At 43.1% G+C, this 16,882-nt stretch carries 16 protein-coding genes; 13 read left to right on the top strand and 3 right to left on the bottom strand.

The window, feature by feature from the left end; all coding sequences use genetic code 11:
* Positions 1-11: 11 nt before the first annotated feature.
* Together QMD82_05535 and QMD82_05530 are read right to left on the bottom strand one after the other, a co-directional pair.
* Positions 12-1,367 carry a helix-turn-helix domain-containing protein gene (locus tag QMD82_05535; GenBank protein MDI6851381.1) on the bottom strand — a complete coding sequence of 452 codons (1,356 nt, stop codon included), beginning with the start codon at positions 1,365-1,367 and terminating at the stop codon, positions 12-14.
* Positions 1,351-2,943, bottom strand: coding sequence for a class I SAM-dependent DNA methyltransferase (locus QMD82_05530; protein ID MDI6851380.1), 1,593 nt, complete (start codon positions 2,941-2,943; stop codon positions 1,351-1,353). Before QMD82_05530 ends, QMD82_05535 begins: the two co-directional genes overlap by 17 nt.
* 60 nt (positions 2,944-3,003) lie before the next feature.
* On the opposite strand from QMD82_05530, the gene QMD82_05525 reads away from it, so the two are divergent.
* The 7 genes from QMD82_05525 to QMD82_05495 all read left to right on the top strand — a co-directional run bounded on the left by QMD82_05525 (position 3,004) and on the right by QMD82_05495 (position 8,432).
* Positions 3,004-3,147: a hypothetical protein gene (locus tag QMD82_05525; protein ID MDI6851379.1), complete on the top strand. Its 144-nt coding sequence runs from the start codon at positions 3,004-3,006 to the stop codon at positions 3,145-3,147.
* A gap of 143 nt (positions 3,148-3,290) precedes the next feature.
* Positions 3,291-5,207: a lamin tail domain-containing protein gene (locus tag QMD82_05520; GenBank protein ID MDI6851378.1), complete on the top strand. Its 1,917-nt coding sequence runs from the start codon at positions 3,291-3,293 to the stop codon at positions 5,205-5,207.
* Between the two features lie 323 nt (positions 5,208-5,530).
* Complete coding sequence (locus QMD82_05515; GenBank protein MDI6851377.1) at positions 5,531-6,049, top strand: hypothetical protein; 519 nt, start codon at positions 5,531-5,533, stop codon at positions 6,047-6,049.
* 299 nt (positions 6,050-6,348) lie between these two features.
* Complete coding sequence (locus tag QMD82_05510) at positions 6,349-6,528, top strand: GNAT family N-acetyltransferase (GenBank protein ID MDI6851376.1); 180 nt, start codon at positions 6,349-6,351, stop codon at positions 6,526-6,528.
* 32 nt (positions 6,529-6,560) lie between these two features.
* Positions 6,561-7,133, top strand: coding sequence for a nitroreductase family protein (locus tag QMD82_05505; GenBank protein ID MDI6851375.1), 573 nt, complete (start codon positions 6,561-6,563; stop codon positions 7,131-7,133).
* A 291-nt stretch (positions 7,134-7,424) separates the two neighbouring features.
* On the top strand, positions 7,425-8,033 hold the full coding sequence (locus QMD82_05500) for a hypothetical protein (GenBank protein ID MDI6851374.1): 609 nt from the start codon (positions 7,425-7,427) through the stop codon (positions 8,031-8,033).
* A gap of 153 nt (positions 8,034-8,186) precedes the next feature.
* Positions 8,187-8,432, top strand: coding sequence for a hypothetical protein (locus QMD82_05495; GenBank protein ID MDI6851373.1), 246 nt, complete (start codon positions 8,187-8,189; stop codon positions 8,430-8,432).
* 2 nt (positions 8,433-8,434) lie between these two features.
* On the opposite strand, the gene QMD82_05490 is transcribed toward QMD82_05495, so the two are convergent.
* Entirely contained in the window at positions 8,435-9,172 is a 738-nt protein-coding gene (locus QMD82_05490; protein MDI6851372.1) for an NAD-dependent deacylase, read from the bottom strand.
* 446 nt (positions 9,173-9,618) lie between these two features.
* Between QMD82_05490 and QMD82_05485 the strand changes: the two genes are divergently transcribed.
* The 6 genes from QMD82_05485 to lptB all read left to right on the top strand — a co-directional run bounded on the left by QMD82_05485 (position 9,619) and on the right by lptB (position 16,855).
* On the top strand, positions 9,619-10,485 hold the full coding sequence (locus QMD82_05485; protein ID MDI6851371.1) for a hypothetical protein: 867 nt from the start codon (positions 9,619-9,621) through the stop codon (positions 10,483-10,485).
* Positions 10,486-10,515: 30 nt separating this feature from the next.
* Positions 10,516-12,783, top strand: coding sequence for an N-acetylmuramoyl-L-alanine amidase (locus QMD82_05480; protein ID MDI6851370.1), 2,268 nt, complete (start codon positions 10,516-10,518; stop codon positions 12,781-12,783).
* A gap of 475 nt (positions 12,784-13,258) precedes the next feature.
* Positions 13,259-13,459, top strand: coding sequence for a hypothetical protein (locus QMD82_05475; GenBank protein ID MDI6851369.1), 201 nt, complete (start codon positions 13,259-13,261; stop codon positions 13,457-13,459).
* 1,006 nt (positions 13,460-14,465) lie between these two features.
* Positions 14,466-14,951 (top strand): hypothetical protein, encoded by a 486-nt coding sequence (locus QMD82_05470; protein MDI6851368.1) that lies wholly within the window; start codon positions 14,466-14,468, stop codon positions 14,949-14,951.
* 319 nt (positions 14,952-15,270) lie between these two features.
* Positions 15,271-16,155 carry a hypothetical protein gene (locus QMD82_05465; protein MDI6851367.1) on the top strand — a complete coding sequence of 295 codons (885 nt, stop codon included), beginning with the start codon at positions 15,271-15,273 and terminating at the stop codon, positions 16,153-16,155.
* On the top strand, positions 16,133-16,855 hold the full coding sequence (lptB, locus tag QMD82_05460) for an LPS export ABC transporter ATP-binding protein (GenBank protein ID MDI6851366.1): 723 nt from the start codon (positions 16,133-16,135) through the stop codon (positions 16,853-16,855). The genes QMD82_05465 and lptB overlap by 23 nt, the downstream gene beginning before the upstream one ends.
* Positions 16,856-16,882: the final 27 nt, after the last annotated feature.

The following is a 16,882-nucleotide window of genomic DNA, read 5'->3' as shown; positions in this document are numbered from 1 at the left end:
TTGCTGCGCCTTCATTGCGCCTTTTGCGGCTTTCTTGCGCCATAGCGCGTTCCTCGGCCTGTGGTGCCGATGCGTTCGAAAACACCAAGCGCTACCAGTTGCCCCAGTTCACTGGTAGCCGTCCTTTCCCTGACCCCTGTTAGTGCCTGATACTCCCGATTGCTGATGCTTCCCCGTTCCTTCACATATAGCACAGCTTTGATTTGCCGATCGTTCAGCCCCATCTTACGGAGCCGCTCCGGCGTGTAAGGGTCTTTCAGAAAGGTAACACGGACACCTCCTTGCCAGTTGGCGAATTCGGGCTCCGGCAGCCCCTGCTCGCGACAGAGATTTACGATGCGCGTGGTGCCCGTTCCCCAGCGTTCAATGATGCCGGCAAAGTAGAAGGCCTGTGCGATGAGGGGGTTGCGCAATACCGAGGCGTGAGGCCCGTAAAGTGCCTCCGGTGTAAGAGGTGGAGGTAGTTCGCCCGGACTCCAGATCTCAAGGCGATCTTCTTCGAGGCGAATCTGGATATCCGCCGGATAGGTGTAGTCTCGATGAATGAGGGCGTTCACCACCGCTTCCCGCAGGGCTTCTAACGGATATTCCCAGACCTCCCGGCGTTGAAGCCCCTCCAGTGAAGGTTTCTCCACCTGAATATCAAAACGCACTTTGAGTATCTGCCTGAAACGCTCAAGGGCACCATCCAGCTGTTGCCACAGCGTGCCCTGAAAATCGTGACTGTCCAGGATGTGATCCCCTCGAAAGATACCGATCCGTACTTGCGCCAGAGGGAAGAGGCGCTGCGGATGTTTAGCAAAGAGTAAAACTCCCGCATGGCTGAGCCGACCTTCGCTGAGAAGGCCAAGATTTTGCAGGACATGTTCAGGTTCAGCTGGATCAATCTGTGGAAGCCTGTCAAGGGCAAGGCGTGCAAAATAGGCGATGGCTTCTCCGTCGACTTTTTCAATACTCCATTCGCTCGGAAGCCCGTCCCAATGGCGATCGGAACGGTTTAGAATGTGGCGGGCCAGTTCCTGCGGCGCGAAGTCTCGGTTGGTAGTGCCTACTCGGCGAAGGTATCGGCCTCCATAGCTTACCAAATAAGGCGCGGGCTCCACCCGGATCTTAATCACGGAATGGCCTTCGATCTCCGCCACTTCCAAGGAGGGCGTTATGCCCAAATGAGAAGCAATCAGATTGGCTATGCGTTGAAGTTCCTTATCATCAGACTTCGCTCCAACAACTTCACCGTCTTCTCGAACGCCGATCAGAAGGACCCCTCCCTCAGTATTGGCGAAGGCGGCCAGATCCTCCAAAGCCCTGTCCGTCCACTGACGTTTAAACTCCAGGGTTTCGCTTTCGCTCTCATGAATCTTTGGCATTGAGTCCTCCTAAACCCAACACCCGCAACACTTCCTTAAGCTGCGCATCAGCTTGGGCACGCTCCTCCTCAGCCTCCCGCAACAGCACCACTGCCTCCTCCAAGGGCAGGACCTCTTCTTTGTCGTTGGTCACCACATACCTGCTGGGTGAGAGGTTATAATCATTGCGGGCCGCCTCTTCGTTGGTGATGATGGCAGAAAGGCCTTCCTCGGCTTTCCACTCGTGATAGAGGCCGGCGATCTTTTTGATGTGCTCCTCGGCCAGGTAGTTCTTGGGCCGGCCTTTGGCGAAGAGTTTGGAGGCGTTGATGAGCATGATCTGGCCTGGATGCTTCTTCTTTCTGTTGATTACCAGAATGATGCCGGGTGCGGTGGTGTTGTAAAACAGGTTCTCGGGAAGTAACACCACAGCTTCGATGAGGTCGCGCTCCACAAAAGCCTTGCGGATGTCGCGCTCGCGGTTTGAGCCCTGGTTGCCGCTCCCCCGTGAAACCGCACCTGTATCCAGTACTACCGCCATACGGCCCTGATCTTTGAGGGAGGCGAGCATGTGCTGAAGCCAGCCCCAGTCGGCGCTGGAGGATGGCGGAACGCCGAAAGAGAAGCGCTCGTAAGGGTCGTTTTCATAAATCTCGGTGGGGAAGTTCTGGTTCCACATGGGATTGGCTACTACCAGATCAAAACGCTCCAGCCTGCCTGCCTTGTCCTTGAAGGCAGGGTTGCGCATGGTATCACCTAAGCGGATATCGGCCTCCATGTCGTGGATGACCGCGTTCATTCGGGCCATGGCAAAGGTGGTGGGGTTGATCTCCTGGCCATAGAGGCGAAGGGGTGCGTGTTTCGGCGGTAGACGACGTCGGCCGTTTTGCTCCTCCCCGTGCGTTTCCAGAAGGCGTAGATGACACTTTATGAGCAAGCCTCCTGATCCGCAGGCAGGATCGTAAACTGTCATGCCGGGCTCGGGCTCCAGAATGTGGGCCATAAGGATGGCTACCTCCCGCGGAGTATAGAACTCTCCAGCGCTCTGCCCCTGTCCCTCCGAGAACTTACGCAGTAAGTATTCATAGGCTCGTCCAAGGATGTCCGGTTCTACATCGTAAAGCCCCAGCCTATGACGCGAAAGTGCATTAACCAAAAGGGCCAGATACTCATCGGATACAATGCGCTGTCCGGCAGCTGTGGCGTTGAAGTCCACGATGTCAATGACGCCCTGAAGACGCGGGTTATCCTGAGCCACAGCCCTCACAGCGTCGGTGAGAAATTGCCCGAGTCCTGCTTGCCCGTGAGTGCGGATGGCTTCCCAGCGTGCCTTTTCGGGAATGTAAAAGCGCACAGAGCCACGTCCTTGTGCAATTGTGCCCTGTTCGCGTTCACTTTCTACTATTCGTTCTGCTGCTGCTCGGCCACCAAATTCTTCAGCAAGTCGGTTAAGTTCGTCCTCAAAAACGTCTGAAAGTCGCTTCAGGAAGACAAGCGGGAGGATGTAATCTTTGAATTTTGGGGCGTCAACCGGCCCGCGAATGGAACAGGCCGCCTCCCATAGCCAGTTTTCAAGGGCTTTAACGTCAAGGGCCATATAAAATACCTCTCATTTCTCTGGATTTGTACATTATTATAAAGCCCGGGGATTAAACCTGTGGGAGGATATGGTTTAAGTGAGGAGCCCTTTGAAGCAGAAATACGGGTAGGGCAAAATTCTGTTGTTGAGTTCTACGTGGCAGCAGTTGATAAGGTTGGTAATGTGAGGTTCTCAAAGGTGTATGCATTCAGGGTTGATTGAGATAAAAAGAATGGCTTGAAAGATTGTTTTTAAAAAAGTATACATTACCTTTAAGTATAAAACGGGAATTGAGCTTGCGAGCTTGCAGAAATGGCAGTGGAAACATTATACTTTCAACCTTGAAAGATTGATGGGAGGTATTTATGCACCGTTGCACTGCAATTATCGTTGGTATTATGCTTTGCTCCAGCGGGCTTGATGCAGCCAGATTCCTTTTTGATTACACGAAAAATGAAACCGCCGGAAATGCTGACTGGATTATAGATAGTGATTATCCCTACCCACAGCCACCGAATCCCACATCACCTACCGATTGGGATAGAGCAATTTCATCCTGGGGCTATGCCCTTTACAGACTTGGCCACGAAGTAGTAACCCTTCCACCTGATAGTGCAATTACTTACGGAACATCAAGCCCATTAGATTTATCAAATTTTGATGTCTTCGTTATGGTTGAACCGCAAAATCCGTTATCATCTGCCGAAGTTCAGGCTATAGTTGACTTTGTGTATAATGGAGGTGGGTTTTTGATGATCGCTGACCACAATGCTTCCGATAGGGATAATGACGGGTGGGACTCACCAAGGGTTTTTAATGCAGCATTTGAAAACATTTTTGGCGTTCATTTTAACATAACCGGTGAGCCGAATAACTCCATAAGTGATTCATTTACCAATGTGAACACTGATCCCACCGATCCCATTATACACGGGCCAATAGGTGATGTTGACACATTCGGCTACTGGCAAGGTGACGTCGCTGTGCTGAAGACCGATATAAACCCTTCACTCCAGGGGCATATATGGAAGGATGGAGAACCATTGGGAAGTACACAGAATGTAATAGTATTTACGGGTACCTACGGGAATGGAAGAATTGGAGGCTTTGGTGACTCGTCACCTGTTGATGATGGAACAGGGGATCCGGGGGATAACCTATATGATGGATGGTATACTTATCAGGATTCTACGCTTACACTTAACCTATGCCTCTGGCTTGCAGAAGTGGAAGCACAGCAAAATAATCCACCCGTTATTTCAAATCTTCGGCATATTCCTTCATTACCAACGGACACGGACTCTGTGGTTGTGAGGGCTACGATAACAGACGACCATGGACTTTTAACTGATTCTATGTATTTCTCGGTAAATAGCAGTTCTTATACACCTTCTTACCACTTTCTACAAGAGGGGGATACCTTTTATTTTAATATTGGCAGATATCCACAGGGTACTGCCATTTCATATTATGTGGTGGCAAAGGATGATTCGGGTGCTGTAACATATTCAGACACTTTGAGTTATACGGTATCAGCTCCAGGAGGGGAAGTTAATGCCGGTATTGTTATAAATGAGATAATGTATAATCCAGATGCCTCCTGGGGTGATGATTCATGCTTGGAATACGTGGAAGTCTGGAACGCCACCACCGATACCGTTGATATGTCGGGATGGTATCTTATGGACAACACGCCTGAGAAGGTAGCCCATGTGCCTGCCGGTACAAAAGTTCCCCCGAATTACTTTGTGGTCTTTGCAAGAAATGTTGATTCTTTGCTTTCGAAAGCCGAATATCAGACATACCTTACAGATGGGGATGAAATTTTAATAAACATAGGTGATAGTGTTCAGCTCTCCAATAGTGGAGAGTGGGTAAAGCTTGTTGATAATAGTGATTCCACAGTGGACATCGTGTCATATGACGATGCATCTCCCTGGCCTACAGAGCCGGATGGTGGTGGGCCTTCTCTTGAACTCATAAGTCCATATTATGACAATACTCTCGCTGAAAGCTGGGCTGCATCAGAGGCTCCCTATGGAACGCCAGGTGCAGTAAATTCTGTAGCCCTTTCAATCGGAGAAAGCATGGTATACTCTGAAGGAAAATCATCAAGGAGAATATTGATTTTGTCGGTAAAGGATTTTGAAGGGATGGATAAAGATGGCTATGAAATTTTTGGACCGGACGGAAGGAGGGTCAACACTGCGCTGGAAAGCGGACTTTATTTCCTTGTAAACAGGAAAGAAGGGAAGTTTTTGAGAATTATTGTGGTAAAATGAGAGAATCTTAATCGGGTTAAGGTTAAGTTTTGTTTGAATATTGCTTGTAGCTTTTGGGGGCTATTGCTGGTCTGATTGGAAATATCCATTTCCGGAGACTTAAGGTGAAGCAAAGGGTGGGCTAAGAAAAACTTTTTAAAGGAGATTTTTAAGTGGTGGGCTTTCGGGAGTTTGGGCAGAGGGGGGTGGATCGAGTTTTTTTAACTTGGGGATTTGTAGATTTGAGAAGTCTCTTGTTTCCGCTAAAGGAAAGGATCTTGTGAGGTACATGGATTTTATTTTCACGGGGATGTATAATTATTTGAAAGTTAGAGGAGGTGTATATGGCTAAAAAACTGGGCTTCTGCTGGTATCTGGTGTTCATTCTCATCATTGTAGCTGCAGGGATGTACCTCTGGGGCTACATGAAGGTGAGGCAGATGGAAAAGACGGTAAAAGAGAAAGAAGTTGTAATGGTTGAAAAGGCACAGCTTATGGTGAATGAGAGCACTCAGGAGCTCCTGAAAGTCGTTGCTTTGCCTTTGACCTGGGCTATCAGGAAGGAGATGATTAAAGGAAATTACGAACAGATCAATGATTATATGGAAAGGCTTGTTCAGGAAAAGGGCTTCAAAGAAATACTTCTTGTAGATCCTCAGGGTGTAATTGTTTTAGCTACGGATAAGAAGTTGCAGGGGCAGAAATTTGCAGATTATTATCCTGCTGAAATTTTGGAGGTGGATGATGTGACTGTTTCGGCAGATGCCAATATTATTCGTGTTGCAACTCCTGTGATGGGTATTAATGCCAAGCTTGGAGTTTTGGTATTCACTTACACGCCTGGGAAGGTGAGTGCCGAGTAGGTTTTTATAGATTTGTAATAATCTTCGGTTATGAAACATTTGATTGGCCAAAAGATAAGTTTTTTGTAAATCTTTATTCGGTAAACGCAAGATTTCTTTCGAGTTGAAACGGTCGTTCTCTAAGACCCTCGAAAAGTACAGAGTTTAATGAAGAGCGGGTTCAAGCGATTTTGCTTTATTATTCTTTGAAATTTATAATTTAACCGGGATAAGGGCTATGCTAACTGTTTGCCAGGGTTTACCGGAGGATGTTCATGATTTCGTAAAATTGTTTTTACTTTCTTCGTCCTATTTACCGTATGTTTAAGGCGCTTATGCAAATGGCTGAGGAAGAAGTAAAAAGATGCGGAAGTAAAAGAATTGTTCTCGATGTAGAAGAAGAAAATGTGAATGCAATAAACTTTTATGGAAGTCTTGGATTTGAAGAGAAGGTAAAGTTTCATATTCCTTTAGGTAGAGGCATTTGCCTTTATTTTTGAGAATGTATAAAATTTTATAAAAGGAGGCTGTGATGTTAAAGGAACTTATCGTTAAAAATCGCAGTTACAGAAGGTATTATGAAGATTATAAGATAAGTCGAGAAATGTTATTAGAGCTTGTAGATCTTGCGAGGCTTTCTCCCTCCAGTATGAACTTGCAGCCACTGAGGTATATCATTGTCAATACCCCTGAAAGGTGCGAATTGATTTTTCAGAATGTTACCTGGGCCGCCTACCTTAAGGATTGGGCTGGGCCAGAGGTTGGTGAGAGGCCACCTGCTTATATCATCGTTCTTGCAGAGAAGGGAGTTTCTAAGAACTATTTGATTGATGCCGGCCTTGCAACGCAGTCTATCTTACTTGGTGCCGTTGAGAAAGGACTTGGTGGCTGTATAATGGGTTCCTTGAACGGAGATAAAATCAGGGAACTTTTTAAAATTCCTGATAAATACGAGATTATTTATGCGATTGCCATTGGCAAGCCCAGGGAAAAGGTTGTAATTGAAGAAGTGGGCCCTGAAGGGGATATAAAGTACTGGCGTGATGAAAATGACATTCACCACGTTCCTAAGAGGAGACTTGAGGATATAGTGCTGGATATATAGTGAGTAAGATACGGTGTTCCTCAAAAGTAATCTACTTGAAATGTTCAGGTTTCCTCAAAAATACAGGGAAAGAAAAACGCGACATACTGCATCCTTATTATCTACAAAAATGAGGGAATGCAGTATGTCGTACAATTTCCAAAGATTAAGTAATTATATCCCATGAGGGTAGATATTTAATCATTGCTTATAATGGAAAGAAATAAGGGTTATCAGTCTCCATGTTATCTTTTGGTATTTGGGACAATTACTATATTAAGTTTATAATTTGCACTGACAAGGAGGTAAGGGATGGTAAGGTGGGTCGCCAAAATTGTAATACCTGTCTTTCTTATAGGGGCTATCTCTTGTAGAAGTGGCGAAATTGAGGAAACAGAAATGGCTACAGTAACAGGGTATGTGTATCTTTCTGACGCACTTCCTGCTCCTGGGGTGCACATCTACGATAATGGGGCTCCGTCCTATTCCGGATATACAGACAGAAACGGTTTTTTCAGAGTGGATGTTCCAGCAGGAGAAAGAACCATCGTGATTGATGGAGGTATATTTAAAACTGAAGTTTGTTTGAATCTTTCTGAAGGTGAGGTAAGGGAGCTTTTTCCTTCTTCTGCACCATTCATTCTCATTAATAACACGAATTTTAAAATAGCTGTGATGCTTGGTGCTTTTGATTCTATTCAAGCTATATTTGAACAAATAGGTATAAGCAGAATAAATTCTCCGGATGACAGCGCAAGTGGTTATGTTCTCTATGATCCTGGAAATTTCCCTGCTGACCTTGAAACACTCAGAAAATTTGATCTTCTTGCATTTAACTGTAATGCTGCAATTCCTCCTATTAGCTCTGCCACTTTAAATGAATATGTCCAGCAGGGTGGTAACATCTATGCCTCAGACTAGCAGTACTGGGTAATTGATTCTCTGGGACTTTCGGATAAGATTTTCCTTTACGACGATAATGGTGACTATGGCACAGGTTCGAGAGGCACGGTAGAGGCTGAAATAGTTGATGATGTATTAAAGAGTCAGATTGGAAAAGACTCGGTTACAATAGTGTTTGACCATGATGGATGGGTCGTAATTGACAGTGTGAAGCCTGATGTTAAGTCATTATTAAAGGCAGATATCTCCACATCAGGTGGTGCAAACATTACTGGTGCACCTTTAGCTGTTCTCGCAAGGCCCTTTAATAATGGAGGAAGTCTTCTCTACACTTCCTTCCATTATGAAGCACAGGAAACCAGTGAGGATGTGATAGAAATGCTTAGAATGTTCCTTTTAAGAATAGGTCAAAATTGATTTCAAAAGTCCCATGTTAATTTTGAGAGGGCGCTTTTGGCGCCCTCTTTTATTTTTAAATCTGCAATCTCACTTATAGGGGTTGTATCGGGATTAATTTCAACAACAATACCACCGTGAGATTTTACAATAGAGGGGAGCATTGCAGCAGGATAAACAATGCCACTTGTTCCCACAACCAGGATTAAATCTGCCTTTTTTGCGAAAGAGAAGGCCCGCTCTATATCGTAGGGATTAAGAGATTCACCGTACCACACAACTGATGGCCTCAAAATTCCTCCACAATGTGGACATTTCGGGGGAAGTTCTTCGTCCTTGAATATTTTGTAATCTTCAGGAAACTCAATATCGCATTTTGTGCATCTTGTTCTGAAAATATTTCCGTGAAGTTCCACTATTTTCTTAGAACCAGCCTTTCTGTGTAATGAATCCACATTCTGGGTGACAAGCAAAAAGCAGGGGAAATGCTTCTCGAGTTCCGCTATTTTATAATGTGCTTCATTTGGCGATGCAGATAAGATAATTTTCCTTCTGTAGTTGTACCATTCCCAGACGAAAGTGGGGTTTTTACTGAAAGCCGTGGGGGTTGCAAGCTCTTCAGGTGGGTGATTTTTATACCACCCATCTTTACCCCTGAACGTTGGAATTCCGCTGTCTTTTGAAATTCCCGCTCCTGTAAGGACCATCATACATCGGGCTTTTAAGATGAGTTGCTTTAATTTGGTGACTTCGTCGGACATGCTGATATTTTAAAACATATGATGGGTATAAAATTTTTGACCCGTCGTACGATATTCAGTTAATGCAAATTCACGAGGTGTATTTGGTTTACGGTGCTATCTAAAATAGATAATTTTAGTTAAACTTTGCGTTTTCCATTTTTCTATTCAGTTATGTGGTAGAAAACCCATTAACTTTGGAAATTTGGTAAAAGTTTTTCCAGCCTTTAACTTTATTCATAAAAGCGACGTTTTTCAAGATGTGATGCTGGCTCTTTTGCCTGTATAGACAAGGAATGAGAGCATTTGGAATTCTCCGTATTTTGTTGCACAGGTGAATATTTATTTCTCCATTCTCAGGCTTTTATGCAGCGGTTTTTATTGAACGTGGTCAAAAAATACATTATTATTATTCTGTTCTTTCATTATATGTTTGGGGGTAAGCTTTAGTTTAAAAGGAGGGTTTTATGGTGTCCTTATTATTGGTGTGTAGTCTCATTAAACTCTCAAACTTTTATATCCTGGTCGGTGCAAAGTCCAACGAGGAGCTGATCCTTTCTGGTCCTAAATATCAGGGGATCTATCTCTACAATGTTAAATCGGGTGATGTTAAAAAAATTGCTGAAGGGAATGCCTTTAAGCTTGCCCTTTCGCCGAACAGGGATAAGATTCTATATGCCGATTACGATAAGATCAAGTTGCTTCACTTCGATGGGAGTGAAAAAGTTATTGTAGAGCACTCAGAAAAGGTTGGCTTCCCTGTTTGGATCGACGATTCATTGCTGGCTTATACCTTTGGTGGAGTTCTCCATATTGTCGATACCCTTGGAAATTTAAAAACCACTATAGATGGAGTCAGGAGCTACTACATAGATTATTCGCCTGAAGCCAAGTTATTCGCCTTTCAAGAGGATGATCAGATTTACCTAATTGACTGGGATGGGAATAAGAAAAAGATTACCGATGATGGAGTCTTTTTCGCACCCTTGTTCTCTCCCAATGGGCGATTCATCGCATACAATGAAATAAGCAAAGGAATCTTCATATACGACATAGGTAGCGGTGAAAGTATTTTTGTTTCGAAGGGGAATAATCCTTCCTGGTCTCCAGATGGCAATTTGCTTATTTTTAACATTTCTCAAGATAATGGATATGACATAATTTCCTCAGAGATCTACGTTTATTCCGTTGCTGAGAAGTTCGTAAAGAAACTTACCAGTTCTAAAGATGTTTCGGAATTAAAACCCTTCTTTTCCCCAGACGGAAAGAGAGTTTATTTCTGCACCCCAGAGGGTAGTTTAGGGTACGTTAATTTTGGTAAATTATTAAGGTGAGGTGGGATTCTCGGCAAATGGGGGTTTATTATGAGGAGGTTTGTTACTTATATACTTTTAGCTTTTTGGGCGGGTCCTCTTTTTGCCTGGACCATTTGTCTGGACCCCGGGCATGGTGGTAGTGATCCTGGTGCAACGGGCAGTTATTACACCGAAAAGGAAGCTAATTTAGATGTTGCGCTAAAGGCTAAGGAATTTATGATTCAGGTTCCTAATGTCACCAGCGTTGAGATGACGAGGACTTCAGACGTAGATGTCTCCTTAGAGGCGAGGGTAAATTATGCCAATTCCAACTCCTTTGATAGATTCATTTCAATTCACCAGAATGCTTATGACGGCACCGTCCAGGGTACTGAGACCTATTGTTACATTTACGGCAGTTCTAACAGTTTTAATTTGAGAGATTCTACGCATGTCGAGCTTGTGAGGGCGTATGGATACAATGACCGTGGGGCAAAAACTGCAGACTACTACGTTTTGCGAAATACAACGATGCCGGCAATTCTTGGTGAAGGTTCTTTTATTGACTATGCTGGTAGTTATAACGAGTCCTGGAGGTACAAATACAACTGGTATGCTCACGTGGAGAGGCAGGCCTATGCTTACACTAAGGGGTTGTGTAAGCATTTGGGTTTATCTTATCCTTCTTTTGTATGTCACACCAATTATCCAGACAGTGTAGATGCCAATACAAATTTCACCGTTCGTGATAGCATCTATATTCCTGCATTTCAGGCCCCTGCCGATGTGATTTTTGAAATAAAGTCCTATTCTTCTGGAACGGTGCTTTACCAACAAAGGGTTTCTAATCTTACTTCTGGATACTGGATAAAGACCTTTGGGAGTGATTCTACAATTTCTTTACCGGATAGCGGCTACGATTATTATGTCTATTTTGTGACTTATGTTGTGCCTGCAGGTGGTAACTGGGACAATAGATATGCCTACGTTTCAACGAGATTGCTTCCCACAAAGGTCAAAAGTGTGCCTACTGATACTTCTTATATTGATACTTCTCACGTGGTTTACAAGTCTTATCCTACGGAGGTCTATGCTGATTCGAATTTTACAGTTCAGGATAGTTTTTATATTGCGCCAACTCAAGCTCCAGCCGATCTTATTTTTGAAATAAAACACCGTGGAACCGGAAATGTCCTCTACAGTGAGCGTGTGTCAAATATCTCTTCTGGATACTGGATAAAGACTTTTGGACTTGATCCAACCATTTCCCTTCCCGATAGTGGATATGATTATCAGGTTTATTTCCTATCCGTTTTAGCACCTCCTGGTGGTGGGTGGTCTAATAGATATGCCTACGCATCAACCTATTCTACCCCCACCACTGTTAGAACTAACCTAAGTGATACGTCCTATGTGGTGTTTGTGTCTTACCCTGACACACTGATTGGTGATTCCTTATTTACTGTGGTTTGTAGTCTTTATGTAGCCTCTTCTCAGTCGCCCGCAGATTTCATCCTTGAGGTTAAAAACAGGAATACTGGTGAGGTTTTGGCCTCTAATAGACAAACGGGGGTTTCTTCAGGTTATACAGTTTTTCAAATTAATGACACCGTTCCCGATCAGGGTGTAGATGAACAGATCTATTTTAATGGTATTCTTACGCCCCCTGATGGCGGTTGGTCCAATAGGTATACTGATACTTCGACCTATTCCAATCCTTCAATTCTCCTTGCTAATTCTTACGTTTTGTATCTCTTTTATCCTGACACTATCTATTTTGGTAATGGATATGCAGTAATGGAGAGTTTATATGTCGCATCTTTTCAGGCCCCCGTTGATCTAACGATTGAGGTTAAGGAACACAGCACTGGAAACACCCTGAAACTCTCAAGATATTCTAATCTCAATCAGGGCTATTACAGAATTGAGTTCAGTGATACTTTTAATTACGAGACTTTTACTGATTCTATGGCTCACTTCCTTTCTGCCATCGTTCCTCCCGGTGGTGGGTGGTCACAGAGGTATACTTCTGCTTCCACGTACCAAACACCTACTGCGGTCATTAGACAGACTACCTCTGGAGAGAATGGTCCGCTTGCCGCTTTGGATTTGAAGATTTACAATCAGGGTAAGAAACTCATTGTAAAGGCTGACAGAAACCTTAAGAACGTCACCCTTGTGGTTCATGATGTTATGGGAAGGGTAGTGAAAAGGGTTTATCTGGATGGAAGGCGTGAAGCGGAAATCAGTTTAAACGTAGAAAAGGGGGTCTATTTCTACAGACTTACTCAGGGAGACAAAATAGTTAGGAAGGGAAAGTTTGTAGTTTTTGATTAATATTACCAACTTTCATTTAGAGAGCGAAGTAACTTCAAGGATTAAAAGAGGTTACATAGTGCCAATATTAAATCTGAGCGGTTTTATAACATTAGCCACTTGGTCGTATGTACATTATTGAGGCTTTGACGTTATAGGTTTTTTAAGGATTTAAGTTGCATTTGGGGTGGAAGTAGTGAGAATTAGTTAGCATATATTCACGGATTTGTCATATCGGTTCGTGGAAAATTCTGCATTAGCAACTTTTTTAATAAAGTGTTGATGCTAAATCTCGTTGGTAGCTGGATTTTGAGAGTATGTCTATTCACGTTAGTTTTGGGAAGGGGGTGTGAAAATTTTGACACCCACAAAGGGCTCGAACTTTTAAGTCTAAACCCGAAAAGAATATAAAAAAAGACAATTTTGGCACGAAATTTGCGCAAATTATGTTAGCTTAAAAAGGAGGTGTAGTAAGAGGGTCTTAAAACTTGCAATAATGTTAGTAATAACTCTCTTGTTTGTAGGTATCGCCAGTGCCTTCGGATGCCCCATTAGTGGAACAATAACCTCAACAGTTGGTTGGAAAATTCATCCTGTTACTGGAGAGTATAAATACCATTATGGGACGGATATCGTTGCTCCCACTGGGAGAGGTGTGGGTAATGCTGGAAGGGGCAGGGTAACAGTTGCAGGTTGAGTAAGCGGTTATGGAAATGCAATTTATATTGACCACAGTGCTTATTCTGCAGGGTGGGAGACAAGATATGCTCATTTAAGCGCAATTTATGTTAGAGTGGGTCAGTCTTTACCCCGATTCAATCAAACGATTGGTGCGTTGCACAGGGGTATCAACAGGTCCTCACCTTCATTGGGAATTGAGAAAATACGGGGTTGCGTAGAGGCCCAATGGTTGCGTCGGTCAGTATGTAACCAGAGGCACCTTCTGCGAAATTTAATTTTTACTTCTTAGAGTCATTAGCCTTTTCCCTTCCTGGCTAATGACTCTAAAATTTTTAGGAATATGCATCTTAATTATAGGAATAACATTGTCCCTTTAGGATGCAATCAGAATCTCTCTTCAAAACAATCAAAGTGTTCTTTTTCCCTCCCTTCAGAACTAAAAAAATGCTAAGTTTGAACACCAAATCCACAGGGGTATTTATTATCCCCGGGTTCGTTTCTCTTCGTGGTCAGAAGAGAATCTGAAAAGGTACAAAAGTCTGATAAGTTTAAGTGAGAAACTCGTAACTTATCTTGGAATAGATCTTGAGTTTAACTTTTCTGTAAGCCCTGTAAATGCCAGTGAGGGAGCTGTGGGGGGTTGTTTTGCACGGCCGCTAAATCCTCAGCGGATTTTAAATAGTTACATCGGTGAAAAAAGCGTCAAATATAACTTAGATAAGGACTTCAGAAATTGGTGTTCGGATGGCAGCAGGAGCGAGAAGAAAGGATATTTTTTGCAGTTTTTAATTGAAAGTGTGATTATCTGCATTGTTGGAGGACTTTGTTGTGTAGGAATTGGGGTTATTGCGGCGGGTATTACCGTTCCTCTTTTTAGACTTGAACCTCGTTTTGAATTCCTTGGCGCGGGGCAGGAACCCCTTTTTCCACTATGGTGTGCATTTTAGCGGGTGTTTTCCCCGCAATAAAAGCCAGCAGATTGAACCTTTCTGAGGCTTTAAGGTATGAATGAGGAGGCGTTAATGAGATATTTTCTCTTGTTTGTATTTCTCTTTGTATTTGGATGTTCAAGGAAGGAAAGACCTTCTGAAAGATTGGAAAAGTTTTCAGAAAAAGGGGTAGCAGGAGTGGACTTTTACAATCCTTCTTCATTTAGGTTGCTGGGAAAGGTTGAAAGAGCCGAGACTATACAGGTTGAGAATCCACATTGCGAAGGGGTGAGAGATTATGTGATCACCGAGTATTACAGGGGATGCGTGTTAAAAAGATACGAAAGTCCAACTTTTGGTAAATCAGTTGTCTTTTATTTAAGGGTAGAGGATAGGGGAATCAAATTGAACTACATAAAACTTGGTGATAAGGTCGAGAAAATTAAAAAATTGTTCGGAGTTCCCGCTATGGAGTCTGAAACGCTTTTGATTTACACAACGGAAGCGGGGAGTGAGGTCAATTTCTATGTTGAACAGGGGATTTTGAAAAAGGTGGAATGGAAACTATACTTAGACTGAGGTTAGTAAAATTTCGCCTTTCTTTGGAGATTTCACAATCTGATGGGTTTTGCTTCACAAGATAATTATTCAATCCCATGTTTAGTGTGTCCCTGTTTCGGTATCTTCATCGCTCTTCCTTTTACTCTCTGCTTTTCCACAACTTTCATTTACAGTGAATCTCCTTTTATTAATCAAGCTTTTTTGGAAATCATAACGATGCAGTACGCTCGCCGTTTTCCTTGACCTGTAAATTATTAATAAACTTGAGATCTTCAACCAGATTTTTTAGGGGGAGCTTTTTCTTTGAACTTTAAGTTGCAGGCAATAAAATTATATCATGTTTTTTCTGCTTGTTTCTTTGTTTTTGTATAAAGTTGAGAGTGGCGAGATGAAGATAATAAGAGAAGGTGGGAAAGAATTAATTACCTTTTACGGCGGGGTTGTTGTAAGAGATTCTAACACATTAATTATTTCCCCTGTCGCTGTATATTATCAGGAAGAGGGTATAATGGAGCTCTCTGGACCTGTTCAGGGTATACAAGGTGAAAGGAATCTACGTTGTGGCTTTGCAAAAATTTATGAAAGGGAGAAAATTTTTATGGGTTATGGGAATTGTGAAATTACAGGGGCTGGCGAATTTTTGAAGAGTGATTCGGTCGTTTTGAAGGAGAATGAAGTACTTGCCTACGGGAACGTTTTTCTTAGAAGTATGAAAGATTCCATTGAGTCTGCCGCTGAAGAAGTTCTGCTAAAGAAGGACATGATTGAAGCGAAAGGGAATTCCTCTATAACCTATTTTGGAGGAAAAGATACGGTGATTCTGAAATCTCATTACTACCTTTATAGCGATTCGGTTCTTCATGCTTCAAAGGGTGTGAGAATAACGGGAAAGGATTTTGAGGGTGAGGGAGATTCACTTGTTTATATGAGAAACCACAAGTATGCAGAACTTTTGAAAAATGCATGGGTCAAAAATACCACTACTGTTGTAAAAGGGGATGTGATAAATCTTTACTTAACTGAGGAAAACAAAATAGAACGCTTGGTAGCCTTTGAATCCCCCTCACTTATTAATAAAGAAGGGGGGAAAGAGATCTATCTTGAAGGAGATTCTCTTTATTTCTATGCAGAGGGTACCGATAGTTTAAGGTGGTTTAGAGCCTCAAGAGTTAAAGGGTATTATAAAGAGGAAACGGAAAATGGCGGTACTGAAGGCAATTGATTTGCACAAATCTTACGGGAACAAGAAAGTGGTAAATGGGGTTACCGTTGAGGTAAAGAGTGGAGAGATTGTCGGACTTCTTGGGCCTAATGGAGCTGGCAAGACCACGACTTTTTACATGATTATGGGGGAGGTAAGGCCCGATAAAGGGCGAATTTTTCTTGACGATGTGGAGATTACGAATAAGCCCATGTATCAAAGAGCACGCCTTGGAATTTCCTATCTTCCTCAGGAGCCTTCGGTTTTTCAAAAGTTAACGGTTTTTGATAATGTCTTTGCCATTCTCGAATACCGTGGTGTTCCAAAAGAAGAAGCAAGGGCTACCGCAGAGAAGTATTTAAAGATGATGGAAATCTACCATCTTAAAGATCAACTCGCCTATACTCTCTCGGGTGGAGAAAGAAGAAGGTTAGAAGTGGCAAGAGCTCTCTCTTTAAACCCTAAAATTTTGCTCCTTGACGAACCTTTTACTGGGGTGGATCCTAAAACAAGGCAGGAAATCCAGGACATCATTCTCGGCCTTAAAGACATGGACATAGGGGTTTTGATAACAGATCACAATGTGAGGGAAACACTTGAAATTACGGGCAGAGCTTATATAATATATAAGGGTGAGATTCTTATTGAGGGCAGTAGTTACGATCTTATAAATAACGAGGAGGCAAGGAAAATCTACCTGGGGGAGAGGTTTAGGTTATGATGCGGAAGCCAAGGTTGGATCTTCATT

This window comes from bacterium (genome assembly GCA_030019025.1).
Taxonomy (GTDB): domain Bacteria; phylum Hydrothermota; class Hydrothermia; order UBA1063; family UBA1063; genus UBA1063.
Note: the sequence above shows the minus strand (reverse complement) of the source record. Positions and strands in the feature narration are given on the sequence as shown.